Genomic DNA, 24,820 nt, shown 5'->3' with positions numbered 1-24,820 from the left:
TACTGCGATCCCCCGTCACTTCCGCCCCCCGCCGGCAAGGAGGCACCATGCCCGACACCACCCGCGTGGCCGTGATCACCGGCTCCGACTCCGGTATCGGCCGGGCCACCGCCGTCCGCCTGGCCGAGGCCGGCCTGGACATCGGCATCACCTGGCACACCGACCAGGAGGGCGCCGAGCGTACCGCCGAGGAGGTACGGGCCCTGGGCCGGCGGGCCGAGCTGAGCCAGGTCGACCTGACCCGGCTGCCCGCCGCCGCGGACACCGTCGACGAGCTGTGCGAACGGCTCGGCCGGGTCGACGTCCTGGTGAACAACGCCGGGACGGGCACCGCCACGCCCTTCCTCGACCTGGGCCTGGACGACCTGCGGCACGTCCTGGACGTGGACCTGGCCGGACCGTTCCTGTGCGGCCAGAAGGCGGCCCGCCGCATGATCCGGCAGGGCGACGGCGGCCGGATCGTCAACGTCACCTCCGTCCACGAACACCAGCCCCGGGTGGGCGCCGCCCCCTACTGCGCGGCCAAGGGCGGGCTCGGGCTGCTCACCCAGGTGATGGCGCTGGAACTGGCCGAGCACGGCATCACCGTCAACGCGGTCGCCCCCGGCGAGATCGCCACGCCCATGACCGGCCAGGAGGACACCGACCCGCACACCGAACGCCGGCCGGGCGTGCCGCTGGGCCGGCCCGGCGACGCCCGCGAGGTCGCCGCCGTGATCGCCTTCCTCGCCGGGCCCGACGGCTCCTACGTCACCGGCGCCTCCTGGAGCGTGGACGGCGGCATGCTGCGGATGGGCCCGATGGCCGGATCGCATCTGACCAGCGACGACTGGCGGCGTCCCTGACACGAGGACGCGGAGGGGCGGACATCGCGCGACTGCGCACCGGCTCCAGCGGGACCGCGCGACCGCGGCGGCCCGGCGTCGGCGGACGAGCCGGGCAGTGCGGGAGGCCGGCCACCACCTGGGCGACACCCCGGCGGCCCGCCGGGCCCCGTACCTCGGCCCGCGGGCCTTCGAGCGGTTCGAACAGGGGCGGGCGATCGCCCCCGCGCTCACCCGGCCGGGCGAGCACGGGGACTCCGGCCGCCCGGCCACCCGGGGTGCCGTGGAGGCGGCCGTCCTGGACCCGCTGGGCAGCCGAGCGGCCCGGTCGGAACCGACCGGGCCGCTCTACGCTCGACGTATGACCGAAATCGCGAGTCCGTACATCACCCGACCGCGGGTCCTGGTGCTCGGGGTCCAGCCGGGCACCCCGCCGTTCCGGATCGTGGAGATCGACGGTCAGGTCGTCGGTGAGGCGAGGGGCGTCACCGACGTCCTCCAGGCCGCCGCAGCGTTCGGCATCACCGTCCACGACCTGGACGATCCGGAGGCCGTCCGCTGGGTCGGCGGCGACAAGTTCACCTGGACGCTCCACTGACCGTGCCGGGGTCCCTTCAGGCCCGGACCCGGCGGGCGTGCACCGCGCGGCTCATCCGCCGCCCGAGCAGCAGGTAGCCCAGCAGCGCGCCCGTGGTGTTGAGGATGACGTCGTCGATGTCGAAGGCGCGCCCGGTGACCATCGAGCCCTGGGCCAGCTCGACCAGCAGCATCACGACGGCCGTCAGCAGCAGCACCCGCAGCACCCCGCGGGTGCGCGGCGCGACCACCGGGACCAGCACCCCGAACGGGACGCCGAGCAGCACGTTCCCGCCGATCTGCTTGACCGCGTCCCGCAGCGCGGGCTGGTTCAGATACGCCTCCAGGGAGCGCCCGGGGTGCAGATTGGTGTGGGTGAACGCCTCCGAGGCGGGCGAGGGATTCAGTGTGAGCCGCGCCAGCACCACCGCGAACACCACCATGAACGCGAACGCGCACAGCACCGCCAGCAGCCGCAGCGGCCAGGGCAGCGGACGCCGTACGGTCTCCGGCTCCCCGCCCTTGGCGGCCGGTCCGCTGCGGGCGGCGGGCTCGTCGGTCTCGGCGGCGGTGCGCGGGCGCAGCAGGGAGCGCGGCCACAGGGTGCCGGCACGGGCCATGGGGTCCTCCAGTTCTCGACTTCCAGGTGTGGTACGGCGGTTACCCGCCGGTGCGGGGGCGATGCTCACCCGCCGTAGGACACCCGCACCTTCTGGAAGCCCAGTGAGTGCAGCAGGCCCTGGAGCATGCGGGTGGTGTTGCTCTCGGCGCGTGCGTTCAGCCCGCTCTCCTTCGCCGCGTCGCCGATGTGCCGGACCGCCAGCTTCTGTACCGCCTGCTCGCCGTTGGGATTGTCGGAGAACAGGTCGCCGAGCCGGTCGAACAGGCCGCGCTCCTTGGAGACGGCGTAGGACCGCTCGGGGTCGAGGGCCGGCTTGGCGAGCGCGGCGTGCGGCAGCTTCAGCGTGGCGGCGGTACGGTCCTCGTTCACCGTCACATCACCGTCGTCGACCTTGCCGAGGTCCACGTAGGAGTCGACGGTGCCCGCCCCGACGTACAGCGTGCGGCTGCCGCGGATCGCGTCGGGCAGGAACTTGGTGTCCTTCTCCAGGTCGACCACGACCTGGAAGTTGCCGGTGGCGGCCTCGTAGCGGCTGATGTCCTGGATGGACTCCAGCAGCGCGGGGCCCGACCGGTCGTGGGTCTCGGTGCCGAACAGGTCCTTCAGGCCCGGGATCAGGCTCAGCCGGAGCCCGGCGAACAGCACGGCGAGCACCACCGCGACCGCGGACAGCACCTTGACCCAGGCCGGGAGGCGCCGGGGCTGGCGCCCGATGGGAGTCGACATGGCGACGGCCCTCCTTCCTACTGACCGGATGCCCCTCACTTCCCTTGGCAGACCGCCCAGTTGGAACACGCGCGGCCGGAGCCGTCCCGGGACGGGAAAACCGAGGTCAGCAGCATGGGCACCCCGGCCGGACGTGATTACACGAGGAGCGGTCCGGGCGAGACATCGCCGTCTTCAGCGGTAGTGCCCATCCCGAACTGGCCGAGGAGGTGTGCGCCCACCTCGGTGTGGGCGGGTACCGGGTGCCACCCCGCACCGGGCCGGGCGTCACACGGAGCCGGACGTGGCTCCCGGGCGGCCCAGCGCGTCGTCGAGGGTCGGCCGGGGCGGCAGCAGCCTGGACAGGCCGGTGATGCGCAGCACGCGCAGGGTCAGCGCGTGCGCGCACACCAGGTGCAGTTCGCCGCCGTGGCCCAGGACCCGGCCCCGGGCCCGGTACAGCAGCCGCAGCCCGGAACAGTCGAAGAACTCGACCCGGCTGAGGTCCAGCACCACCCGGGCGCCGGGACGGCCGGTCGCCCGGTCCAGATGCGGAACGATCTCGTCCGCCGCGGCGATGTCGATCTCGCCGCGGAACTCCAGCACCGTGTGCCCCCGGACGTGGCGCACGCGCAGATACCGGCTGAGCGGTGCGGGTTCCTGCCGCACACGACATCGCCTCCAGCTCGCTCCCCGGACGGTGGGCGCCGACGGCCCAACGCCCTTGCGTGCTCCGCAAGTTACCCTCGTCCGAGGGAATCTGAGCATGTTCGATTGACATATGTCATCGAATTCTCAAGTACTTCCGGGCGCGGGCACGCGGGGTCGTCCGCCGGGGGAGGGGCGGGCCGCTCAGTCCATGACCAGGACCAGCTTGCCCGTGGTCCGTCCCCGCTCGCCCTGCGCGTGCGCGCCGGCCGCGTCGGCCAGCGGGAACGTCCGCTCGACCGCGGCCCGCAGCCTGCCCGCCTCCACCAGGGCGGCGATCTCCCGCATCCCGGCCTGGTCGGCGTCGACCAGCATCCGCACCGCGCGTACGCCGAGCCGCTCCGCCTCCCGGGGGAACTCGTCCGAGCCGACCGGCAGGATCGACACCACGACCCCGCCCGGACGCAGCACCCGCAGCGACTTCACGGCCGTGTCGCCGCCGAGCGTGTCCAGCACCACGTCGACGTCCCCGACCGCCTCGGTGACGTCCGTCTCGTGGTAGTCCACCGGCTCGTCCACGCCGAGGGAGCGCAGGAAGTCGTGCTTGCCCGCACTGGCCGTGCCGATCACATGGGCGCCCCGGGCCTTGGCGATCTGCACCGCCGCGTGGCCCACGCCGCCGGCCGCCGCGTGGATCAGCACCCGCTGGCCGGGCCGCAGCTCCGCCCGCTCCACCAGCGCCTGCCACGCGGTCAGCGACACCAGCGGCAGCGCGCCCGCCTGCACGTGGTCGGTCCCGGCCGGCTTGTGCCAGAAGAAGCGCGCCGGGGCGGCGACGTACTCGGCGTGCGAGCCGTGGCCGAAGGGGTACGACAGCATGCCGAAGACCTCGTCACCGGGCCGGAAGGCGGCGACGCCGATCCCGGCCGCCTCGACCGTGCCGGACACGTCCCAGCCCAGCACGAAGGGGGGCTCGCCGAGGAAGCCGCCGTTGGCGCGGTGCTTCCAGTCGGTCGGGTTGACGCCGGCGGCGCGGACCCGCACCAGCACCTCGTTCGGGCGCGGTTCGGGGCGCGGCAGACGTACTTCCTTCAGGACCTCGGGACCGCCGAGGACGTCCTGGCTGATGGCTCGCATGGTGTTCACATCGCTCATGGTCACCCAGCCTGCCGTCTTCCGCCCGTCCGGAAAATGGCAGGACTGCCATGCTCCGCTACGATCGTGCCATGCAGCTCACCCCGCGCCCGGAACGGGTCGTCGTCCTCGCCCTCGACGGCGTCTACGCCTTCGAGCTGGGCATCCCCAGCCGCATCCTGGGTGCCGCCGACGGCCGCTACGAGGTGCTGACCTGCACCGCCGACGGCCGCCCGGTGCGCACCGACGCCGGCTTCACCGTCACCGCCGACCACGGCCCCGAGGTGCTGGCCACCGCCGACACGGTGGTGGTCGCCGCGATCGCGCCCTACCGGGTCACCGCCGAGCTGTCCGCCGAGGTGCGCGACGCCCTGGCGCTGATCCGGCCCGCCGCCCGCCTGGTCTCCATCTGCACCGGCGCCTTCGTGCTGGCCGCGGCCGGGCTGCTGGACGGCCACCGGGCCACCACCCACTGGCAGCTCGCCGGCGCCTTCCGCCGGACGTTCCCGCACATCCCGCTCGACCCGGACGTCCTCTTCGTCGACGACGGCCGGGTGCTGACCTCCGCCGGCGCCGCCTCCGGCATCGACGTCTGCCTGCACCTGGTCCGCGAGGACCACGGCAGCGAACTGGCCAACACGGTCGCCCGCCGCTGCGTGGTGCCGCCGTTCCGGGACGGCGGCCAGGCCCAGTACATCGAACAGCCGGTGCCGCAGGCGGGCGCCACGAGCACCGCCGCCACCCGGGCCTGGGTGCTGGAGCGCCTCGACGAGCCGCTGACCCTGACCGACCTCGCGGCGCACGCCGGGATGAGCCTGCGCACCTTCGCCCGCCGCTTCCACGACGAGGTCGGCCTCAGCCCCGGGCGCTGGCTGATCCAGCAGCGCGTCGCCCGCGCCCGGCATCTGCTGGAGGCCAGCGACCTGCCGGTGGACCGCATCGCCGGCCTGGTCGGCTTCGCCACCGGCGCCTCGCTGCGCCAGCACCTGCACGCCGCCATCGGCGTCTCGCCGGGCGCCTACCGGCGGACGTTCCGGGCGGCGGCCGTGGCCGGGGCAACCTCCGGCTGAGCGAGGGGACTTGACGGCCCTTCGCGATCCCGGTCACCGCACCGGCGGCCGACTGAAACGCCCGGGGCGGGATATCCGCAGGGGAAAGGGGGGCGGGGCAAGGACCGCCCCGCGCCCCGGACCCCACGGAGGAGAAGATGGCACTGGTGAAAGCGGGCGTCGTGGTGCTCGACTGTGCCGAGCCCGAGATTCTCGCGGAGTTCTACAAGGAGTTGCTCGGCGCGGAGGAGACGGACGTCGCCGCCAACCGCATCGAGATCAGGGGAGCCGACGGCTTCCGCATGGCGTTCCGCCGGGACGTCAACGCCACCCCGCCCAGTTGGCCCCGCCCCGAGAATTCCCTCCAGGCCCATCTGGACTTCGTCGTCGACGACCTCGACGCGGCCGAACGCGGTGTCGTGGGGCTCGGCGGACGCCCGCTGGAGACCAAGGACGCGCCGGGCCCGTACGAGGAGCGCAGCTTCTCCGACCCGGCGGGCCACTCCTTCACCCTGCTGCGCAACCCGTCGACGGCCCCCAAGCAGGGCTGAACCCGAGCTGGGGGCCGTCGGCGCGGCGGCGGTGCGGCGAAGGTCAGTCGCGTCCGCCGGCCTGGGTCGGCCAGACACCGGTGGACCGCTCGATGGCCTTGGCGCCCGAGCGGTCCACCACGCTGCGCACCGCGGCGAAGAGGGCGCCCTGGACCGCGGCGGCCAGCAGGATCTCACCCCAGCCCCGGTCCGGGTCCAGGGCGTCGGGCGCGTCGTCCTCGTGCCGGATCAGCTTCCAGGTCTTCTGGAACGCCATCCCGGCCAGCGCGCCGCCCGCCCAGCCCAGCACGAAGCCGACCGGCTTGTAGGCCATGGGCAGCTTCTGCTTCTTCTTCTTTCCCACAGGTTCTCCTCGTGTTGTCGGAAAATTCGGTGTCCTGCCGGACATGCGGATGCCCGGATGTCCGGGACGCCGCGGTGGCGACGCCGGTGCCTCAGGGCCGGCCCCGCGCCGGGACCTCCTCGCCGGGCCGGACCGGACCCGGCGGCGTACCGTCGCCGAACGGCCGGCCGCCCAGCTCCTCGCGGTGGTGCGGGGTGAGCCAGCCCGCCAGATCGGGGCCCAGCGGCACGATCCCGGTCGGATTGACGCCCGTGTGCACCTGGTAGTAGTGCCGCTTGATGTGGTCGAAGTCGACGGTGTCGCCGAACCCGGGCGTCTGGAAGAGGTCGCGGACGTACGCCCACAGCACCGGGTTCTCCGTCAGCTTCCAGCGGTTGCACTTGAAGTGTCCGTGGTAGACGGCGTCGAAACGCACCAGCGTGGTGAAGAGCCGGATGTCGGCCTCCGTGATCGTGTCGCCGACCAGATAGCGCTGCCGCTCCAGCCGGGGCGCCAGCAGCTCCAGTTGCCGGAACACCCCCGCGCACGCGGCCTCGTACTCCTCCTGCCCGGTGGCGAAACCGGCCCGGTACACCCCGTTGTTGACGTCCCGGTAGACGTCCGCCATCACCTCGTCGATCTCCGCGCGCCGCGCCTCGGGGTACAGGTCCGGCGCCCCCGCCCGGTGCAGGGCCCGCCACTCGGTGGCGAGATCGAGGGTGATCTGCTGGTAGTCGTTGGTGACCAGCCGCCCGCTGGGCACGTCCACGATCGCCGGGACGCTGACCCCGCCCGGATAGCCCGTCTCCCGCTTGTCGTACGCCTCGCTGAGGTAGCGGATGCCCAGCACCGGGTCGCGGCCGTCCGGGTCGAGGGTGAAACGCCAGCTCCGGTCGTCCTGGACCGGGTCCGCGACCGCCAGGGACAGCGCGTCCTCCAGGCCCAGCAGCCGACGGGAGACCAGCGCCCGGCTCGCCCACGGGCAGGCCCGGCTGACCACCAGCCGGTAGCGGCCGGGCTCCACCGGCCAGCCGTCCCGGCCGTCGGCGGTGATCCGGTCCGCGAAGTGGCTCCGGGACCGCTTGAACGCCTTCTTGCCGTACGCGCTGTTCCCGGCCTCCCCGTCGCCGTCGCTCATGGCCTCTCCTGTCTGCCGTGCGGGTGCCCTGGTGGACGCGTTCCCCGTTTTCGGCCATCGGCACGGGCGGGCCACCCGCACAGCGGGTGTGGGCGGGCCCGGCCGGGGGCATTCGGCGAAGGGTGAGCGGCACACCCACGAACGAGACGACCCCCCGTACGGACGACAGGACCCCCCGGACGGAGCAGAAGACACCCACCCGGACCCAGGCGCAGGCCCAGGCGCAGGAGAAGACGGACCGGCACACCCGCGTCACCGTCCTGGTGGCCCTGGCCGCCAACCTGGTCATCGCCGTCGCCAAGGCGGTCGGCGGCGTCCTCGCGGGCTCGCCCGCGCTGCTGTCGGAGGCGGCGCACTCCGTGGCCGACAGCCTCAACGAGGTCTTCCTCCTCGCCGCGCTGCGCCGCAGCCGCCGTCCCGCCGACCGGCGGCACCCCTTCGGTTACGGCAAGGAACGCTACTTCTGGTCGCTGCTCGCGGCGGTCGGCATCTTCGTCATGGGCGGCTGCTTCTCCGTCTTCCAGGGCGTCGAGGCGCTCCGCGAGGGCGCCGAGGAGGAACTGAGCGGTTACATCGCCGGCCTGGCCGTGCTCGGCGTCGCCCTGCTCGCCGAGGGGGCCTCGCTGCTGCGCGCCCTGCACCAGGTGCGCCGGCAGGGCGGCGGGCTGAGCGACCCGGCGCTGCGCACGGTCGTCGCCGAGGACGGCACCGCGGTGCTCGGCGTGTCGCTCGCCATCGTCGGCATGGCCCTGCACATGGTCACCGGGGACGTCGTGTGGGAGGCGTCCGCCTCACTCGCCATCGGCGCCCTGCTGGTGTACGTCGCCTACCGGCTCGGCCGCGAGGCCCGGGACCAGTTGATCGGGGAGGCCGCCGACCCCGAGGCCAGCGGCCGGATCCGGGAACTGCTGCGGGCGCAGCCGGAGATCGACAGCGTGGAGGCCCTGTTCACCATGAAGACCGGCCTGGACTCCATCCTGGTCGCGGCCCGCATAGACCTCGTGCCCGGCCTGGACAGCGAACGGGTGGAGGACGTCGCCGTCCGCATCAAGCGGTCCATCGCGCACACCGTCCCCGAGGCGGGGCAGATCTTCCTCGACGTGACCGACCGGCTCGCGCAGGAGGCAGCCGAAAGCCCCGCCGCGACGGGGGAACGCGGCGGGGCCTGAATCACGGCTGCCCGCGGGCCGCCGGTTCATGCGCGGCCCGCGCGGAAAAATCCATGCGCCGGCTCAGCCCTCCTCCTGCCGCTCCGGGACGGGCTCCAGGACGAAGACGGGGATCACCCGGTCCGTCTTCCTCTGGTAGTCGGCGTACGGCGGGAAGGCCGCGACGGCCCGTTCCCACCACTCGGCCTTCTCCCGGCCGGTGACCTCACGGGCCGTCATGTCCCGCTTGACCGGGCCGTCCTGAAGCTCCACGTGCGGGTCGGACTTGACGTTGTGGTACCAGACCGGGTGCTCCGGCGCGCCGCCCAGGGAGGCGACCGCGGCGTACCGGCCCTCGTGCTCGACCCGCATCAGGGGTGTCTTGCGCAGCTTGCCGCTGCGGGCGCCCCGCGTGGTCAGCACGACCACCGGCAGCCCGCTGTCCCGGAGCGTGGTCCCCTTCGTACCCCCGGAACCCTCGTACAGCTCCACCTGCTCCCGCACCCACCGCGTCGGGCTGGGTTCGTACTCGCCCTCAAGAGGCATGGCATCCGTCCCATCGTCAGATTCCGCGGCTCACCTCCCTCCCAACACCGCGCGGCACGGTATCCATCCCTGCCCCGCCCGTCCCGGCCGCCGCACCGGCGGGGCCCCGCCCGTCCCGGCCGCCGCACCGGCGGGGCCCCGGGCGCCCGACGGGAACCGGCGGACCGGCGCCGCCGCCGGACGGCCCTATCGCGCCAGGCCCGCCCCGCGTGCGCCGCGCCCCGCGCAGCGAGCGGGACGGCAGCGGCCGGCGGGGCGTCGATCCCCGGCCACTTCGCCCCCGGCCGCGATCTGGCCGAACTTCACGTCGCCATCTAGGTGCCCCGGGCATCTAATGAAGATCGGCACGACGCACTCTTCGTCTGCGAGGTCTTCATGACGGACACGACCGCAACCGTCGCCTTCCCCCAGGACCGGACCTGCCCCTACCACCCGCCCGCCGGCTACGACCCGCTGCGCGCCGCCCGGCCGCTGGCCCGCGTCACCCTCTACGACGGCCGCCAGGTCTGGCTGGTCACCGGTCACTCGGCCGCCCGCCGTCTCCTCGCCGACCAGCGGTTGTCGACCGACCGCACCCGCGACGGCTTCCCCGTCACCGTGCCCCGGCTCGTCCTGGAGCCCAACCGCCGCGGCGCCGCCCTGCTGGGCGTCGACGACCCCGAACACCGCACCCAGCGCCGGATGGTGCTCCCCGAGTTCACCCTCAAGCGGGCCGCCGCGCTGCGCCCCGAGATCCAGCGGATCGTGGACGAGCACCTCGACGCCATGATCGCCCAGGGCCCGCCCGCCGACCTGGTGACCGCCTTCGCGCTGCCCGTCCCCTCGATGGTGATCTGCGCCCTGCTCGGCGTCCCCTACGCCGACCACGAGTTCTTCCAGGAGCAGTCCCGCACCCTGCTGCGCGGCCCGGCCGCCGCCGACGTGCGGCGGGCCCGCGACCGCCTGCAGGAGTACCTCGGGCAGCTCATCGACGCCAAGTGCGAGAAGCCCGGCACGGGACTGCTCGACGAACTGGTCCGCGGCCCCCTCGCCGAGGGCCGGACCGACCGCGAGGAACTCGTCGCGCTGGCGCTGATCCTGCTGGTCGCCGGCCACGAGACCACCGCCAACATGATCTCGCTGGGCACCTACACCCTGCTGCGGCACCCCGACCGGCTGGCCGAACTCCGCGCCGACCCGGGCCTGCTGCCCGACGCGGTCGAGGAGCTGATGCGGACGCTGTCCATCGCCGACGGGCTGCTGCGGCTGGCCACCGAGGACATCGAGATCGACGGGGAGACCATCCGGGCCGGCGAGGGCGTCGTCTTCGCCACCTCCGTCATCAACCGCGACACGGCCGTCTACCCCGACGCCGACGACCTCGACTTCCACCGGCCCGCCCGCCACCACGTGGCGTTCGGGTTCGGCATCCACCAGTGCCTCGGCCAGAACCTGGCCCGCGCCGAGATGGAGATCGCCCTCGGCACCCTCCTGGGCAGGCTGCCTGGGCTGCGCCTGGCCGCGCCGGCCGAGCAGATCCCCTTCAAACCCGGCGACACGATCCAGGGGATGCTGGAACTCCCCGTGGCCTGGTAGGAGGCTCCGCACATGCGTATCGACATCGACAAGGACCTGTGCATCGGCGCCGGCCAGTGCGCCCTGACCGCCCCCGACGTGTTCACCCAGGACGACGACGGCTACAGCACCGTCCTGCCGGGCCGCGAGGACGGCGCCGGCAGCCCCCTGCTCCGCGAGGCGGCGCGGGCCTGCCCGGTGAGCGCCATCACCGTCTCGGAGACGGTCGCCTGACGGTCCGAACCAGGGTCCGTCTCAGGCTTCCGCGGCATCGCCAAGCCTCCGCCGGGCCGGCGGCCCGGCGGCCCTTCGTCCGTCTCAGTTGTCGCAGACCGGGAAGCGGAAGTCGTCCTCAAGAATGCGAGTGGCGCACCACGCACGTCGTCTCGGACAGGATGGCCACGACTTGGCCGCAGACGTTGCTGTGGTCGGTGGCGCCGCTTGTCGTGATGTCGGACAGCACGCCGCCCGGCGCGGCGCGGTGGTCGCCGCCTCCGTGCTGGTCGGCATCCACGGTGACGCACGTCGTGCGAGCCATGATCTGTACGAGGCTCCCGCAGTTGTTGGAGTAGTCGTCGGCGGTGTGGCTGCCCAGACGGGACAGAAGGCCGCCCGCCAGCACGCTGTGCGGGTCGTCGTCCGCAACCGCCGTCCCAGCGGGCGCCATCGCCGCTGCCACTGCGGTGAGCGTCCCCAAGAGAGCCGTCGTCATGACATGCATGAGTTCCTTTCCCGCGGCTCGTGGGTATCTCCGTCCGGAGGAGCATCCGGCGCGGGCCCGTGAACCAGCTTGGTGCAAGTCTTCCGCACCGAACCCACGGCGCGGACCACGCGACGATCGCGTCGCCGCGTGGCGGAGCGCGTGCCTCGGTGCCACGCGGAACTGCGGGCAGAGTCCTGCTCGTTGTTCAGCGGCCGATGTCCTTCTTCTGCCTGCCCTCGATCGACGCCGGCCGGTGCTGGGCGCGCGTACTACCTCGGGCCGTGCCCGTGGCTTTCCCCGGTGTTCGTGGTGCAGGAGCCGCTGGAGAGCACGGGCGCCAAGCGGTTACAGACATTGCTGTGGTCAGTGGCGTTGCTCGACAGGACGTTGGAGAGCACGCCCCCTGTCACGGCGCGGTGGTCGCCGCCGCCCTTGCCGCGGGCGTGGCCGGTGGTGCATGCGTGATGGTCCAACACGGGGGCGTTGCCTCGGCAGACGCTGGAACTGTCGTCGGCGTTCTGGCTGATCAGGTTGGAGCCGAGACCGCCGGCCAGCACACCGTGCTGGTCGTCGTTCGCCGACGCCGTTCCGGTGAGAGCGGTCGTCACCGCCACCGTCGTCAGAGTTCCCCAGAGAACCGTCTTTCCGATCATTGCTGTTCCTTCGCTTCCGGGCGTGTCCCGCCGTTCGGGACGATCGACACCACAAACACCGGACGCACCGAAGAGGTAACGGCAGAAAAGAAGCAAAAATCAGAATCATCGATTCACCTAAGTAATTCGAACTGGCTCTCATTTATTACTTCTTTTCGGGCGTCTGTGGAAGCACGAGTGGGGCATTACGTCCGTTACCGCCGATGCCGGGTGCCGGGTGGTCGGTACCGTGCCGCTGTTCTCCCCGATCAGGAAGGTCGCCTCCGCCCGTGAGTCAGACGTCCCCCACCCGCATCGTTCCCTTCGCCGCCCCTAGGGAGCCGGACACTCCCATCGATCCCGGACCGGTGACATGGACGCGAGCGTCCAACGGGACGGACTTCTGGCTCGTGACCGGATACGACGAGGTCAGGCAGGTGCTGAGCGATGCGCGGTTCAGCACCACGGCGACGGCCCTCCCGGGCGCCCCCCGGCTGGCCGCCCCGCTCCCCCCGGGTACCATCCTCATGATGGATCCGCCGGAGCACACCCGGCTGCGGCGGCTGGTGGCCGGCGCCTTCACCGCGCGCAGCGCCGAGCGGTTGCGCCCCTTGATGCAGGAGAACGCGAGCCGCCTGCTGGACGGACTGACTCGAAACGGCCGACGGGAAGGGGAGTTGGTCGGCGAGTACGGCGCGCCTTTCGCGGTGAGCATCATGTGCACGTTGCTGGGTCTCCCGCACGCCGACCACGCGTCGTTTCGCGAATGGTCCAACTTGGTATTACGACTGACATCCGACGGGTCGGTGCGCGCCGCTCGCAGCCGGATGAGCGGTTACGTCAACAGACTGATCAGAGCCAAACGGCGAGATCCCTCCGACGACCTGCTCACCCACTTGATCATGGCGAGGGACGACGGCAACAAGCTGTCCGAGCGAGAACTCGTCGATCTGGGCGCCACCCTTGTGGTGGTGGGCTATGAAACCATCGCCAACCAGCTTTCCGTCAGCACGCTGACGCTGCTGCAGAACCCGGACGCGGCACGGCCCGTACGGGAGGGATCGCCCGCGGAAGTCGCAGCGGCGGTCGAGGAACTGCTGCGCTTGGACGCCACGTTCGACGTGGCCCATCCGAGGATCGCCGTGACGGACGTCGTGCTCGGCGGCCAGCTCGTCCGGGCAGGCGATCCGGTACAGGTCTCCCTCGCCCACGCCTCCCGCGACCGGGCGGTCTTCGACACCCCGGACACCTTCGACCCGACTCGGCGGAACGCCGCCCACCTGGCCTTCGGGTACGGGTTCCACCACTGCCTCGGAGCTCAACTGGCGCGCTCCGAGCTCCAGACGGCACTCGCCACGCTGTTTCGTCGGCTACCGCACCTGACCCTCGCCGTGCCGGCGGCGGACATCGAGTGGAGGCCGGGCGCAATCACCCGAGGCCCCTCGGCGCTCCCCGTACGGTGGTGAACGATGTCCGAAGAATCCACCGGGACGAACGGCAGGCACGACGAGAAGGACGCACCAGGGGCTGCGCCCCGACTGTGGCGGGTGACCGTGGACAGCCAGTCCTGTGTCGGGTCGGGCATGTGCCGAAGCATCGCCGGGAAGTGGTTCGCGGCGGACGGCCGAGAAGCCGGCGCCGGTGAAACGCTCGGCCCTCCGGACGGAGCGCTGCTCGACGCCGCCGAGATCTGCCCGGGTCAGGCCCTCACCGTGGTGGAGGAGGCGTCGGGGAGACTCATCGCCCCGGACACCGATCCGCCATCGTGACCAGCCCTCTCCCCCCCCAGGGCGTTGTTCGAAGCCCCGTCCGACCCGCGGTGTGAGGTTCCCCCGAGAAGCGGGAATGGGTGACGGATGGTCAGATGGGTCTTGCGGGAGGAGCCCGGACGATGTCTGCTCCGAGGACGTACCCGCTGGAGTCGAGTGAGCGTGCGGTGCGGATGCAGCGGACCACCACCGAGCCGAAGCCCGTGATCCGCCGCATGGCCGAGGAACTCGGCGTGCACCAGGGCTGTGGGTCACCGACCTGACCATGATCGCTATTGGAGAGGGCCCGCTCCGGCTGCCCGCGATCCGCGACGCGTTCTCCCGCCGGGCGGTGGCCTGGGAAACCTCCGCCCGCGCGGACGCCGACCCGGTCCTGACCGGGCAACGGTCCAACAAGCGCGACCAAGACCACGTCAGCCCGCCCTGACCAGCTAGCCCGTGCGAAGAGCTGGTCGAACGGTGACACCCTTACAGGGGGTGGGCCAGGCAGTGGGGCGGCGCCGGCAAACCCTTCCTCCTAGCCTGACGGCATGTCTGAGCAGTCCACGCGACCCGCACACATTGCCGTTGTCAACGATGCCTTGCACGGACATGTGCGGCCGAGCCTCGCCGTCGTACAGGAACTCATGGCCCGCGGACACCGGGTCACCTACGCCGTGCCGCGTCCGCTCGACAGGGTCGTCGCCCCGACCGGCGCGGAACTCCGCATCCGCCGGGTCTCATTGCGCACCTCCGGCATCGACCTCTCGGACCTCGACAGCCCACTGATGAAGGGCCCGCACCTCGATCTGGTCGGTGCACTGCTCAAGAAGGCGGGCCGTGCGCTTCGGGAACTGGCGGGGTTGTACGAGGGGGACGAGCCCGACCTCGTCCTCGGGGACAGCGTGGTGCCGGCGTCCCGGGCCCTCGCGCACGCCTGGGGCGTACCGCACATCCAGCTCACCGCGCACTCCATCGCCTGGGAGGGGTACTACGACCCGGACGGCCCCGGCGGCGCCCACCCGCTGCCGCCCGAGCGGGTCCGCGCCGCCTACCGGGAACTGTCCCGCTGGCTGCGGCGCCAGGGCGCCCCCTCTGGCCGGACCCTCTTCTCCTGGCATCCCGGCCGGGCTCTGGTGATGCTGCCGAGAATGCTCCAACCGCACGCCGACCGGGTCGACGAACGCCTCTACACCTTCGTCGGCACCTGCTACGAGAACCATGCCGAACAGGGGAACTGGAAAGCGCCGACGGAGGCGGAGAAAGTACTTCTGGTGTCCTTCGGCTCACTGTTCACCCGTCAGCCGGACCTCTACCGCGAGTGCGTACGCGCCTTCGGCGACTTACCGGGGTGGCACGTCGTACTCCAGACCGGCGGCCACATGCCCGCCCCGGACACCGCGAAGCTGCCCCGCAACGTCGAGGTCCGCCCCTGGGTGCCACAGCTCGCGGTCCTCCGACAGGCCGACCTGTTCGTCACCCACGCGGGCGCGGGCGGCGCTCAGGAAGGACTCGCTACGGGAACCCCGATGATCTGCGTACCGCTGGCACTCGACCAACCCGTCAACGCCGCGATGCTGGAATCACTGGGCGTGGCCAGGGTCCTCCCTCCGCACGAGGTCACCGCTGCCGCGCTCCGCACCGCCTTGGAGGAACTGACCGGTGACCCGGCGGTCGCGGAGCGCTGCCGCACGGTCCGGGCGCGGATGTGCCGGGACGGCGGCGCACAGCGGGCAGCCGACATCGTCGAGGCCGCACTACGCGATGGGTCCTCCGCCGTCCGGCCGGAGCCGGTGTGGTCGGCAGCAGGCCGTCCGACGTCTCCGGGCGGGGGTCGGTGAAACGAAGTCAGCGGCGGCAAGGGCCGCGGCCGGTGCGGCATCGCCGCCGCGGAGCGGCTCGCGCGCTCCGTGGCCGAGGCCGACCGCTTCACCCGCGAGTACACCATCGCCCACCGAACCGACCCGGCCACCGGCCGCCCCTCAGCCGTGACCATGCCCTGGTATGTCCCTGGGAGCTGGGGGAGCACCGGGCGCGATGCATCTCGGTCGGCTCCGACGCTCAGGGGTCCGCCGGTGGCCGTGCGCGAAGCGATCGCGGTGACCGCCCCCACAAGGGCGATCGATGGCTTCCTGCTCAACGTGCTCCACATCCGCATCGACGACACCGGGGCATCGACTCCCTCGAACGTAACCGGGCCGCCCTGACCGAACTGATCGATGCCAGGGACCGCGGCGACGCCCAACCGGCAGGATCAGCCCGAGGGCGCCACCGAAGAGACAGGGCCTAGTCGCAGCGGACCGTCGGCCCCGGCAGCATGCCGCCGGTCACCTCCTGGCCGCGGGGCAGCCAGTAGCCCAGCTTGGAGACGACCGTGGAGCAGGCCGGCCCCAGGGTGACGCGGACCCGGACGGTGGCGGGGCGGCCCGGCCGCAGGCCGGTGAGCGTGCAGTCGAGGGCGTGCCCGAGGCGGGTCCCGGCCCGGTCGCCTCCGGTGACCGGGCTGACGCAGCGGGCGTCGTCGGCGGCCAGTCGCGCCCCGGTGCCCTCCTCGCCGATCAGACCGAGCCGGGCGCTGCCGTCGCCCGCCGCGCTGTCCTGGTGGACGGTGTAGGTCAGCGTCGTGGTGGCGCCGGGGCGCACGGAGGTCCGGTCGACCTCGACGCGATGGGTGGGGGCGGCCACGGGGGTGTGCAGGGTGAGGGTCGCGCGGACCCTGCCCCGCAGGTCGACGCTCTCCGGCGCGGACCGGGCGTGGACGTCGGCCGTGATCGTGTACGTGCCCGGCCCCGGGTAGACCGCGTCCGCGCCGGGCAGGGCGCCCGAGGCGACGGTCCGCCCGGCGCGGCGGGCGGTCCAGGCGCCGGAGGTCAGACAGGCGTACCGGGTGGCCGTCCCCGGCACCCGGCAGGTCGCGGGCGCCGACACCGACAGGCCGCGGGGGCCGCCGCCCGCGCACAGGACGACCGCTGCCCGCTGCCCGCCCGGCCCGCGCAGGGTGCCGGCCGGCGCGCACAGCGTCGACGCCGCCTCAGTCGCGGTCGCCGGGTCCGGGGCGGGACCCGGCCGGGCCCACGCGGGCGGCACCAGGGCCAGACAGACCAGGGCCGCACCGGCCAGGATCGGGACACTTCTCGGACGGTTCGGCACGCTTTCCTCCCGGGGCCGGCACGACCGGCCGGACGCCGGCCGTCTGCGCCGAGGATGCGGCAGCGCCCCGGACCCCCGGCCGCTCCCACGCCGGGCCGTCACCTGGGGGCAGCAACCGGCCCGCCCCACCGGCGCCCGGCCCCGCGGCGCGCGCCGGCACGTACGCTCCCTGTGTCACCCATCCGACGGCAGGAGCAGCAACGATGCAGTACGTGAGGCTCGGGACGACCGGCCTGGAGGTGTCCCGGATCTGTCTGGGCTGTATGACCTACGGCGTCCCCGACCGGGGCACCCACGAGTGGACCCTGGACGAGGAGGCGTCCCGGCCGCTGATCCGGCAGGCGCTGGAGGCGGGCGTCACCTTCTTCGACACGGCCAACGTCTACTCCGACGGCACCAGCGAGGAGATCGTCGGCCGGGCCCTCGCCGACTTCGCCCGCCGGGACGAGATCGTCCTCGCCACCAAGGTGCACGGCCGGATGCGGCCCGGCCCCAACGGCGCCGGCCTCTCCCGCAAGGCGATCATGACCGAGATCGACCACAGCCTGCGCCGCCTGGGCACCGACTACGTCGACCTCTACCAGATCCACCGCTTCGACCCGCACACGCCGGTCGAGGAGACGATGGAGGCCCTGCACGACCTGGTGAGGGCGGGCAAGGTGCGCTATCTCGGGGCGAGTTCGATGTACGCCTGGCAGTTCTCCAAGATGCAGTACACCGCCGAGCGGCACGGCTGGACCAAGTTCGTGTCCATGCAGAACCACTACAACCTCCTCTACCGCGAGGAGGAGCGCGAGATGCTGCCGCTCTGCGCGGACCAGGGCGTCGGCGTCCTGCCGTGGAGCCCGCTGGCCCGGGGCCGCCTCACCCGCGACTGGGGGACCAGCACCCGGCGCAGCACCACCGACGCCTTCGGCGGCACCCTCTACCAGGAGGGCGACCGCGCCATCGTGGAGGCCGTCACCCGCATCGCCGGGGAGCGCGGCGTCCCGCGCGCCCAGGTGGCGCTGGCCTGGCTGCTGCACCGCGACACGGTGACCGCGCCGATCATCGGGGCCTCCCGGCCGGGGCACCTCGACGACGCGGTGGCGGCCGTCGGACTGCGGCTGACCGACAAGGAGATCGAGGAGCTGGAGCGGCCCTACACCCCGCTTCCCGTCTCCGGTCACTGAGCCGGCTCAGGGGCCCGCGCCCGGCGACAGGACGGTGACCGAGACCTGCGACTCGGCGCCGCCCACCGGCACCTCCCCGGCCCGCCACGCCACCTTCAGGGAGTCCCGCTCGTCGGGCGAGGTGACGAGCAGGGTCGCGGGGTCGGCGGTGCGGGCCCCGCTGATCTCGGGGCTGGCGAAGGACAGCGCGGCCCACGCGCTCGCGCCCGGAGTCAGCCGGACGGTCTCCGGCGAGGCGGCGGTGCGCTTCGGGTCGGGGCCGAGCTGCCGCCCGGCCGCGTCGGTGAACGCCAGGCCCGGATAGCCGTACAGCGTGCACGTGCGCGACGAGGTGTTGGTCAGGACCACCGGGAAGTTGCGCTGTCCGGCGCCGGGGTCCATCCGGCCGACGGAGGCGCGCAGCGCGGAGGTGTGGCACCGGCCGCCGGCGCGGGCGGAGGCCGACGCGGACCCGGCGGTGTCGCCGGGCGCCGCCGTGGTGTCGCCGGGGGTGTCGGGGCGGCTGGTGGCGGGGGAGACGGGGGAGACGGGGGAGGCGGGGCGGCTGGTGGCGGGGGTGGCCGTGCGGTCCGGGGCGGTCGAGGACGGGTGGCCGGCGGCCGTCGTGGTGCCGCCGTCGCCGCCGCAGGCGGTCAGGGCGCCCAGCAGCGCCACCGCGCTCGCCAGCAGGGCCGTCCGGCGGACGGCCGGGAATGTGTTCGCCATGGCTGCTTCACGCTCCTGGAGGGTCCTCGCGCACGGCCTGTCGACCGAGTGTCCCCGCCGCGCCCGCCGAAAACCGGCGCACGGGGGCGCACGCCCCGCGCACCGGCTCACTCCTCCTCCAGCAGCCCCAGTTCCGCCCAGATCGTCTTGCCCTCGGTGGTGTGCCGGCTGCCCCAGCGCTGGGTGAGCTGGGCGACCAGCAGCAGTCCGCGTCCGCCCTCGTCCCAGGTCTTGGCACGGCGCAGGTGCGGGGCGGTGTGGTTGGTGTCGGAGACCTCGCAGATCAGCGTGGTCGCGTCGTGGATCAGCCGGAGCCGGATCGGCGGGGCGCCGTAGCGGATGGCGTTGGTGACCAGTTCGCTCACCACCAGTTCCACGGTGAACGACGCCTCCAGCAGGGCCCACGCGGACAACTGGTCCAGGACCTGCTTGCGGATGGGCGCGACCAGCGCCGGGTCGGCGGGGACGTCCCAGGTCGCCACCCGGGACGGGGGCAGACCTCGGGTGCGGGCCAGCAGCAGCGCCACGTCGTCGGCGGCGCCGCCCGGCGGCAGCAGGGTGTGCAGCACGCGGTCGCAGGTCTCGTCCAGCGAACCGGCGGGCCTGGCCAGGGCCTCGCAGAGCAGTTGGTGCCCGGCGTCCACGTCCCGGTCGCGGCTCTCGATCAGCCCGTCGGTGTAGAACGCCAGCACGGTGCCCTCGGGCAGCTCGAACTCGGCGGACTCGAACGGCAGTCCGCCGAGGCCGAGCGGCGGCCCCGAGGGCAGCGCGACATGGCGGGGCGGCCCGTCCGGCGGGACCAGGACGGGCGGCGGATGACCGGCCCGCGCCAGGGTGCAGCGCCGGGACACCGGGTCGTACACCGCGTACAGACAGGTGGCGCCGACCTCGCCGGTGCCGTCGCCGCCGGACTCGTCGGAGAGCCGCAGGACCAGGTCGTCGAGGTGGGTGAGGAGTTCGTCCGGGGCCAGGTCGATGTCGGCGAGGGTGCGGACGGCGGTGCGCAGCCGGCCCATGGTGGCCGACGCCTGGATGCCGTGGCCGACGACGTCGCCGACGACCATGGCGACCCGCATCCCGGAGAGCGGGATGACGTCGAACCAGTCGCCGCCGACCCCGGAGCGGGCCGCCGGCAGATAGCGGGAGGCGGCCTGCACCGCGGCGGTGGGCGGCAGGGAGCGCGGCAGCAGGCTGCGCTGGAGGGTGAGGGTGGTCTCGCGCTCGCGGGAGTAGCGGCGGGCGTTGTCGATGCAGACGGCGGCGCGGGCCGTGACGTCCTCGGCCAGCAGCACGTCGTCGTGGGTGAACGGCTCGGGCCGCTGGTAGCGGGTGAAGACGGCGACGCCGAGGGTGGTGCCGCGGGCCTGGAGGGGGACGGACAGCGTGGCGTGCACGCCGAGGTCCCGCAGCTTCCGGAAGCGGACCTCGTCCCAGTCCCGCCACCGCTCGGCGCCGTCCCCGGTGGGCATGGCGGCGACGATGGCGCGGCCGGTGGCCAGGGAGTCGGCCTGCGGGGAGCCGACCGGGTAGAGGTCCGTCTGGCCCGGTCCGGCCACCGCCTCCGGACAGCCCGGGGTGATCGACTGGTGGGCGGCCCGGCGCAGCGTCACCGGCGGCACGGGCGGGCCGGTGTGCTCGGTGCCGGACTCCCGGGCGTCGAGCAGGTCGACGCTGACGAAGTCGGCGAGCGCCGGGACGCAGACGTCCGCCAGCTCCTGGGCGGTGCGGGTGACGTCCAGGGTGGTGCCGATGCGCACGCTGGCCTCGTTGACCAGCAGCAGCCGCTCGCGGGCCAGATGCTGCTCGGTGAAGTCGTGGGCGCTGACGCACACGCCCCGGACCCGGCCCTCGGGGTCGCTGAGGGGGGCGATGCGGGCCAGCCACGCGTGCGCGCGGATCTCCCCGGCGGCCTTCAGGTGCGCGTGCATGTCGTACCCGCGCCCGGTGGTCAGCACGCGCCGCATGTGGTTCTCGAACTCGGCGGTCTGCGGCTCGTCGTCGACGTCGGTGGGGCGCAGGCCGCGGATGCGTGCGGGCGACAGCTCCATCAGCGCCTCCATGGCGTCGTTGACGCCGTGCAGCCGCAGCCCCTCGTCGTAGATCATCATGGCGCACGGGGACTGGGTCAGGGCCGCCCGGAACAGCGGGTCCTCCGGCTGCGGGGGGCCCGTGTCCACCGGGGCGGCCACCAGCCAGGCCGGCGGGCCGTGGTCGGGGTGGCGGCGGTGGGCCAGCACCCAGAGGGACACGGTACGGCCGTCGCGGTGCCGCAGCGCCAGGGTGCCGCCCCAGCGCCCCGCGCCGAGGTCGGCCAGCGCCCACCCGGCGGCGCGGCCGGCCAGCAGCCCGGCGGCGGGCCTGCCCACGACCTCGGCCGCGGGGTGGCCCAGCAGCCGACGCGCGCCCTGGTTCCACTTCTGGACCCTGCCGGTGTCGTCGATGACGGCCCGGGCCGTGGCGGCATCGTCGAACGGGTTGACCGGACTCATCGTCGCCACTCCAACGCGCACACTCACAGTGAACGGTGTGTCACTTGGGGGCCAGCCTAGTGCGTCCCCGGCCCCTCGCGGACCCGAACCCCGCGGTGCGCGGAACCCGGCGGGCGCACGGTATCTCGAACGGGAGCGACGGGCGGGAAAGAAGTGCGCCTCCGCACACTTGACGTCCGCATGTGGCGCGGCGTCAGAATCTGTTTGTTGTCGATTGGTTGTGAGTATTTCTGTTCTAGTCCCTGATGAGGGAGAGTCATGACGGTCACCCGCAGATCGGTTCTGATCGCTACCGCCGCCACCCCGGCGGCGGGGGCGCTGTTCGGCACCCCGGCGGCCTGGGCCGCGGACCCGGAGGGCGCGGTCGCCGGCCGGCACGGCGTGCCGCTGCGCGACAACTGGCGTTTCCTGCTGGCCGACCCGGTCGGCGCCGACGAGCCCGACGCGGCCCCCGCCGACCCCGGCCACGACGACACGGACTGGCGCGAGGTCGCCGTCCCGCACGACTGGAGCATCGAGCGGACGCCCACCACCGAGCACGGCACCACCAGCGGCACCGGCTTCCTGCCGGGCGGCCTGGGCTGGTACCGCCTGGCCTTCACCCTGCCGTCGGCGCTCGCGGGCAAGCGGATCTCGGTCGAGTTCGACGGCGTCTACATGGACGCGTTCGTGTACTGCAACGGCACGGAGGCCGGGCGTCACCCGTACGGGTACACCGGCTTCGCCGTCGACCTCACCGACCTGGTGCACACCGACGGGCGAACCGAGAACGTCCTCGCGGTCCGGGTCCGCAACCGCCTGCCCAGCAGCCGCTGGTACTCCGGCAGCGGCATCTACCGCGAGGCCCGCCTGGTCGTCACCGACCCGGTGCACGTCCGGCGCTGGGGCACGTACGTCACCACCCCCGAGGTCACCGACGAGCGGGCCGTCGTCCGGGTGGCGACGACGGTGGTGAACGCCTCCGGCACCGCCCGCGAGGTCGAGATCCGCTCGGCGGTGGAGGACCCCGACGGGCGCGTCGTGGCCCGCGCCTCCTCCACGGTCGCCGTCGGCGCCGACGAGCGCGCCGAGATCCACGAACTCACCGTCGCCCGGCCCCGCCGCTGGGACTTCGCGGCCCCGCACCGCTACACCCTGCGCACCGAACTGCGCGTCGGCGGCCGGACGGTGGACACGTACACGACCCCGTTCGGCATCCGCACCGTCCGGGTCGACCCGAAGGAGGGCTTCTTCCTCAACGGCGCGCACGCCAAGCTCAAGGGCGTCGACCTGCACCACGACCTCGGCGCGCTCGGCGCCGCCGTCAGCGCCGACGCCGTCCGCCGGCAGATGGAGATCATGAAGTCGATGGGCGTCAACGCCCTGCGCACCTCCCACAACCCGCCCGCCCCCGAGGTGCTCCGGGTCTGCGAGGAACTGGGCATCGTGACGCTGGTGGAGGCGTTCGACTGCTGGCGGACCGGCAAGAACCGGTACGACTACGGCCGGTTCTTCGACCAGTGGTGCGAGACGGACGCCACCGAGATGGTCCTGGCGGCCCGCAACTCGCCCGCCGTGGTCATGTGGTCGATCGGCAACGAGATCCCCGACTCCACCTCCACCGCCGGGCTCGCCATGGCCGACCGGATCATCGCCGCGATCAAGGCGGCCGACGACACCCGGCCGCTGGTCATCGGCTCCGACAAGTACCGCAGGCTGCCCGCCAAGGGCTCCGCGGCCGACCTGATGCTGGCCAAACTGGACGGCCTCGGCCTGAACTACAACACCGCGAAGTCGGTGGACGACCTGCACGCGGCCTACCCCCACCTGTTCCTCTTCGAGTCCGAGTCCTCCTCGGAGACCTCCACGCGCGGTGCGTACCAGGAGCCCGAGCACCTCAACACCGGCGAGAACCACACGCCGGGCCGGCGGGCGGCCTCCTCGTACGACAACAACCTCGCGTCCTGGACGATGAGCGGCGAGTACGGCCACAAGAAGGACCGGGACCGCAAGTGGTTCACCGGGCAGTTCCTGTGGTCCGGCATCGACTACATCGGGGAGCCGACGCCGTACGACGTCTTCCCGGTCAAGGCGTCCTTCTTCGGCGCGGTCGACACCGCGGGCTTCCCCAAGGACATGTACCACCTCTTCCGCAGCCAGTGGACCGGGGAACCGATGGTCCACCTGGTGCCGATGACCTGGAACCACGCCCCGGGCGACACCGTCGAGGTCTGGGCGTACGCCAACGTCGACACCGTCGAGCTGTTCCTGAACGGACGCTCGCTCGGGGTGCGCCGGTTCGACACCAAGAAGACCGCCGACGGGCGTACCTACCTGGAGACCACCGAGGCCACCGGCGACGACAAGACCGTCACCTCCGGCCCCTACCCGGGCAGTTACACCAGTCCCAACGGCAGCGCCGGCAAGCTCCACCTGACCTGGCGGGTGCCGTTCGAGCCGGGCGAGCTGAAGGCCGTCGCCCGGCGCGGCGGGAAGGCGGTCGCCACCGATGTGCTGCGCACCGCCGGCGAGCCGTACGCGGTGCGGCTGACGCCCGACCGGAAATCCCTCGCCGCCGACGGCCGTTCGCTGGTGTTCGTCACCGCCGAGGTGGTCGACCGGCACGGCGTGGTGGTGCCGGACGCCGGGCACCTGCTCTCCTTCGGCGTGGCGGGCGGCTCGCTGGCCGGGCTCGACAACGGCCGCCAGGAGAGCGCCGAGCGCTACCAGGCCAGTACCCGCACGGCCTTCCACGGCAAGGCCCTCGCCATCGTCCGCTCCGGCACCCGCGCCGGGACGCTGAAGGTGACGGCCCGCGCCGAGGGGCTGCGGACCGGCACCGCCACCGTGCGCGCCGAGCGGGCCGCCGACCGCGCCACCACGCCCGCGCCCGGGTTCGCCCCGGATCTGCCGGCGCCCGTGGAGTACCCGCACGCGGACGCCAGTTACTCCGGGCGCCCCGACACCCTCCCGGCCGCCGTGCTCGACGACGACCCGGCGACCGGCTGGTCCAACGGGTTCCGCAAGGAGGCCACCGCCCTGCTCCCCGCCTTCGACGGGGCTCGCCCCGAAGACTGGCTCTCGGTGGACTACGGACGGACCCGCCGCTTCGACCGGGTCGAGGTCTCCTTCACCACCGACGCCGGCCACACCCTGCCCGCCGAGGTGCGGGTGGAGGTGTTCACCGGCCGGGCGTGGCGGCCGGCCGAGGGCGTGCGCACCGAGTGGGCCACCGCCTCCGACGCGCCCACGGTCGTCACCTTCGACGCGGTGCGCGGCTCCCGGGTCCGGCTCACCCTGACCAGCCGGTACCCCGGCGAGGCCCGGGGCGCGATCCGGGTCAGCCGCCTGGCGGCGCCGGCCGCCTGAGCGCGCGGGCGACGGTCCGGACGGGAAACGAGTCCCGTCCGGACCGTTGACGCACT

The 24,820-nt window shown here is 73.1% G+C and carries 27 protein-coding genes; 15 read left to right on the top strand and 12 right to left on the bottom strand.

The genetic code is table 11. The features are described from left to right. The first annotated feature begins 47 nt into the window (after nt 1-47). Nucleotides 48-845, top strand: coding sequence for an SDR family oxidoreductase (locus ACFY32_RS23195; RefSeq protein ID WP_359201702.1), 798 nt, complete (start codon nt 48-50; stop codon nt 843-845). A 340-nt stretch (nt 846-1,185) separates the two neighbouring features. Then, entirely contained in the window at nt 1,186-1,422 is a 237-nt protein-coding gene (locus ACFY32_RS23190; RefSeq protein WP_359201806.1) for a hypothetical protein, read from the top strand. Between the two features lie 16 nt (nt 1,423-1,438). Here ACFY32_RS23190 and ACFY32_RS23185 read toward each other — a convergent pair whose 3' ends face one another. From ACFY32_RS23185 to ACFY32_RS23170, 4 genes are all read right to left on the bottom strand, one after another. Next, nucleotides 1,439-2,020, bottom strand: coding sequence for a VanZ family protein (locus tag ACFY32_RS23185; RefSeq protein ID WP_390675141.1), 582 nt, complete (start codon nt 2,018-2,020; stop codon nt 1,439-1,441). Nucleotides 2,021-2,085: 65 nt separating this feature from the next. Beyond that, nucleotides 2,086-2,748, bottom strand: a complete 663-nt coding sequence (locus ACFY32_RS23180; RefSeq protein ID WP_359201706.1) for a DUF4230 domain-containing protein — start codon at nt 2,746-2,748, stop codon at nt 2,086-2,088. Nucleotides 2,749-3,015: 267 nt separating this feature from the next. Then, on the bottom strand, nt 3,016-3,396 hold the full coding sequence (locus ACFY32_RS23175) for an anti-sigma factor antagonist (protein WP_359201708.1): 381 nt from the start codon (nt 3,394-3,396) through the stop codon (nt 3,016-3,018). A 183-nt stretch (nt 3,397-3,579) separates the two neighbouring features. Continuing rightward, nucleotides 3,580-4,530, bottom strand: a complete 951-nt coding sequence (locus tag ACFY32_RS23170) for an NADP-dependent oxidoreductase (protein WP_359201710.1) — start codon at nt 4,528-4,530, stop codon at nt 3,580-3,582. A gap of 71 nt (nt 4,531-4,601) precedes the next feature. Here ACFY32_RS23170 and ACFY32_RS23165 point away from each other — a divergent pair, with 71 nt between their 5' ends. Then, nucleotides 4,602-5,579, top strand: coding sequence for a helix-turn-helix domain-containing protein (locus ACFY32_RS23165; protein ID WP_359201712.1), 978 nt, complete (start codon nt 4,602-4,604; stop codon nt 5,577-5,579). Between the two features lie 137 nt (nt 5,580-5,716). Beyond that, the gene (locus ACFY32_RS23160; protein WP_359201714.1) at nt 5,717-6,109 is read left to right on the top strand and encodes a VOC family protein; all 393 of its coding nucleotides are present in this window, start codon (nt 5,717-5,719) and stop codon (nt 6,107-6,109) included. Between the two features lie 43 nt (nt 6,110-6,152). Here ACFY32_RS23160 and ACFY32_RS23155 read toward each other — a convergent pair whose 3' ends face one another. Then, nucleotides 6,153-6,497, bottom strand: a complete 345-nt coding sequence (locus ACFY32_RS23155; protein ID WP_390675140.1) for a DUF4235 domain-containing protein — start codon at nt 6,495-6,497, stop codon at nt 6,153-6,155. A gap of 46 nt (nt 6,498-6,543) precedes the next feature. Continuing rightward, nucleotides 6,544-7,569, bottom strand: a complete 1,026-nt coding sequence (locus ACFY32_RS23150) for a glutathione S-transferase C-terminal domain-containing protein (RefSeq protein ID WP_359201716.1) — start codon at nt 7,567-7,569, stop codon at nt 6,544-6,546. A gap of 260 nt (nt 7,570-7,829) precedes the next feature. Here ACFY32_RS23150 and ACFY32_RS23145 point away from each other — a divergent pair, with 260 nt between their 5' ends. Then, nucleotides 7,830-8,738: a cation diffusion facilitator family transporter gene (locus tag ACFY32_RS23145; protein WP_390675161.1), complete on the top strand. Its 909-nt coding sequence runs from the start codon at nt 7,830-7,832 to the stop codon at nt 8,736-8,738. Nucleotides 8,739-8,801: 63 nt separating this feature from the next. Here ACFY32_RS23145 and ACFY32_RS23140 read toward each other — a convergent pair whose 3' ends face one another. Beyond that, nucleotides 8,802-9,263, bottom strand: a complete 462-nt coding sequence (locus tag ACFY32_RS23140) for a nitroreductase family deazaflavin-dependent oxidoreductase (RefSeq protein WP_390675139.1) — start codon at nt 9,261-9,263, stop codon at nt 8,802-8,804. Nucleotides 9,264-9,638: 375 nt separating this feature from the next. Between ACFY32_RS23140 and ACFY32_RS23135 the strand changes: the two genes are divergently transcribed. Together ACFY32_RS23135 and ACFY32_RS23130 are read left to right on the top strand one after the other, a co-directional pair. After that, nucleotides 9,639-10,838 carry a cytochrome P450 gene (locus tag ACFY32_RS23135; RefSeq protein ID WP_359201720.1) on the top strand — a complete coding sequence of 400 codons (1,200 nt, stop codon included), beginning with the start codon at nt 9,639-9,641 and terminating at the stop codon, nt 10,836-10,838. A 12-nt stretch (nt 10,839-10,850) separates the two neighbouring features. After that, nucleotides 10,851-11,051, top strand: a complete 201-nt coding sequence (locus ACFY32_RS23130) for a ferredoxin (RefSeq protein WP_359201722.1) — start codon at nt 10,851-10,853, stop codon at nt 11,049-11,051. A gap of 118 nt (nt 11,052-11,169) precedes the next feature. On the opposite strand, the gene ACFY32_RS23125 is transcribed toward ACFY32_RS23130, so the two are convergent. Both ACFY32_RS23125 and ACFY32_RS23120 read right to left on the bottom strand, forming a co-directional pair. Further along, nucleotides 11,170-11,529 (bottom strand): hypothetical protein, encoded by a 360-nt coding sequence (locus ACFY32_RS23125; protein ID WP_390675138.1) that lies wholly within the window; start codon nt 11,527-11,529, stop codon nt 11,170-11,172. 260 nt (nt 11,530-11,789) lie between these two features. Continuing rightward, nucleotides 11,790-12,173 (bottom strand): hypothetical protein, encoded by a 384-nt coding sequence (locus tag ACFY32_RS23120; RefSeq protein ID WP_390675137.1) that lies wholly within the window; start codon nt 12,171-12,173, stop codon nt 11,790-11,792. A gap of 389 nt (nt 12,174-12,562) precedes the next feature. Here ACFY32_RS23120 and ACFY32_RS23115 point away from each other — a divergent pair, with 389 nt between their 5' ends. The 6 genes from ACFY32_RS23115 to ACFY32_RS23090 all read left to right on the top strand — a co-directional run bounded on the left by ACFY32_RS23115 (nt 12,563) and on the right by ACFY32_RS23090 (nt 16,107). Then, nucleotides 12,563-13,618, top strand: coding sequence for a cytochrome P450 (locus ACFY32_RS23115; RefSeq protein WP_390675136.1), 1,056 nt, complete (start codon nt 12,563-12,565; stop codon nt 13,616-13,618). Nucleotides 13,619-13,621: 3 nt separating this feature from the next. After that, a complete protein-coding gene (locus ACFY32_RS23110; protein WP_390675135.1) occupies nt 13,622-13,921 on the top strand; it encodes a ferredoxin in 300 nt (99 codons plus the stop codon). A 122-nt stretch (nt 13,922-14,043) separates the two neighbouring features. Next, nucleotides 14,044-14,184, top strand: a complete 141-nt coding sequence (locus tag ACFY32_RS23105; protein ID WP_390675134.1) for a hypothetical protein — start codon at nt 14,044-14,046, stop codon at nt 14,182-14,184. 2 nt (nt 14,185-14,186) lie between these two features. Beyond that, entirely contained in the window at nt 14,187-14,348 is a 162-nt protein-coding gene (locus ACFY32_RS23100) for a hypothetical protein (RefSeq protein ID WP_390675133.1), read from the top strand. A gap of 103 nt (nt 14,349-14,451) precedes the next feature. Then, nucleotides 14,452-15,741 (top strand): macrolide family glycosyltransferase, encoded by a 1,290-nt coding sequence (locus ACFY32_RS23095; protein WP_390675132.1) that lies wholly within the window; start codon nt 14,452-14,454, stop codon nt 15,739-15,741. 234 nt (nt 15,742-15,975) lie between these two features. Continuing rightward, nucleotides 15,976-16,107, top strand: coding sequence for a hypothetical protein (locus ACFY32_RS23090; protein ID WP_390675131.1), 132 nt, complete (start codon nt 15,976-15,978; stop codon nt 16,105-16,107). Nucleotides 16,108-16,186: 79 nt separating this feature from the next. Here the strand turns inward: ACFY32_RS23090 and ACFY32_RS23085 are convergent, their stop codons facing one another. After that, nucleotides 16,187-17,050 carry a hypothetical protein gene (locus ACFY32_RS23085; protein WP_390675130.1) on the bottom strand — a complete coding sequence of 288 codons (864 nt, stop codon included), beginning with the start codon at nt 17,048-17,050 and terminating at the stop codon, nt 16,187-16,189. Between the two features lie 203 nt (nt 17,051-17,253). Here ACFY32_RS23085 and ACFY32_RS23080 point away from each other — a divergent pair, with 203 nt between their 5' ends. After that, nucleotides 17,254-18,222 (top strand): aldo/keto reductase, encoded by a 969-nt coding sequence (locus ACFY32_RS23080; RefSeq protein ID WP_390675129.1) that lies wholly within the window; start codon nt 17,254-17,256, stop codon nt 18,220-18,222. A 6-nt stretch (nt 18,223-18,228) separates the two neighbouring features. Here the strand turns inward: ACFY32_RS23080 and ACFY32_RS23075 are convergent, their stop codons facing one another. Both ACFY32_RS23075 and ACFY32_RS23070 read right to left on the bottom strand, forming a co-directional pair. After that, nucleotides 18,229-18,927 carry a DUF4232 domain-containing protein gene (locus ACFY32_RS23075; protein ID WP_390675128.1) on the bottom strand — a complete coding sequence of 233 codons (699 nt, stop codon included), beginning with the start codon at nt 18,925-18,927 and terminating at the stop codon, nt 18,229-18,231. Between the two features lie 107 nt (nt 18,928-19,034). Continuing rightward, nucleotides 19,035-21,416 carry a SpoIIE family protein phosphatase gene (locus ACFY32_RS23070; RefSeq protein WP_390675127.1) on the bottom strand — a complete coding sequence of 794 codons (2,382 nt, stop codon included), beginning with the start codon at nt 21,414-21,416 and terminating at the stop codon, nt 19,035-19,037. Between the two features lie 258 nt (nt 21,417-21,674). Here ACFY32_RS23070 and ACFY32_RS23065 point away from each other — a divergent pair, with 258 nt between their 5' ends. Continuing rightward, on the top strand, nt 21,675-24,764 hold the full coding sequence (locus ACFY32_RS23065) for a glycoside hydrolase family 2 TIM barrel-domain containing protein (RefSeq protein WP_390675126.1): 3,090 nt from the start codon (nt 21,675-21,677) through the stop codon (nt 24,762-24,764). Nucleotides 24,765-24,820 lie beyond the last annotated feature (56 nt).

The sequence above is a fragment of the Streptomyces sp. NPDC000134 genome, from assembly GCF_042899225.1.
Lineage (GTDB): Bacteria > Actinomycetota > Actinomycetes > Streptomycetales > Streptomycetaceae > Streptomyces.
The sequence above is the reverse complement of the archived record's forward strand: the minus strand, read 5'-3'. Positions and strand labels throughout refer to the sequence as shown.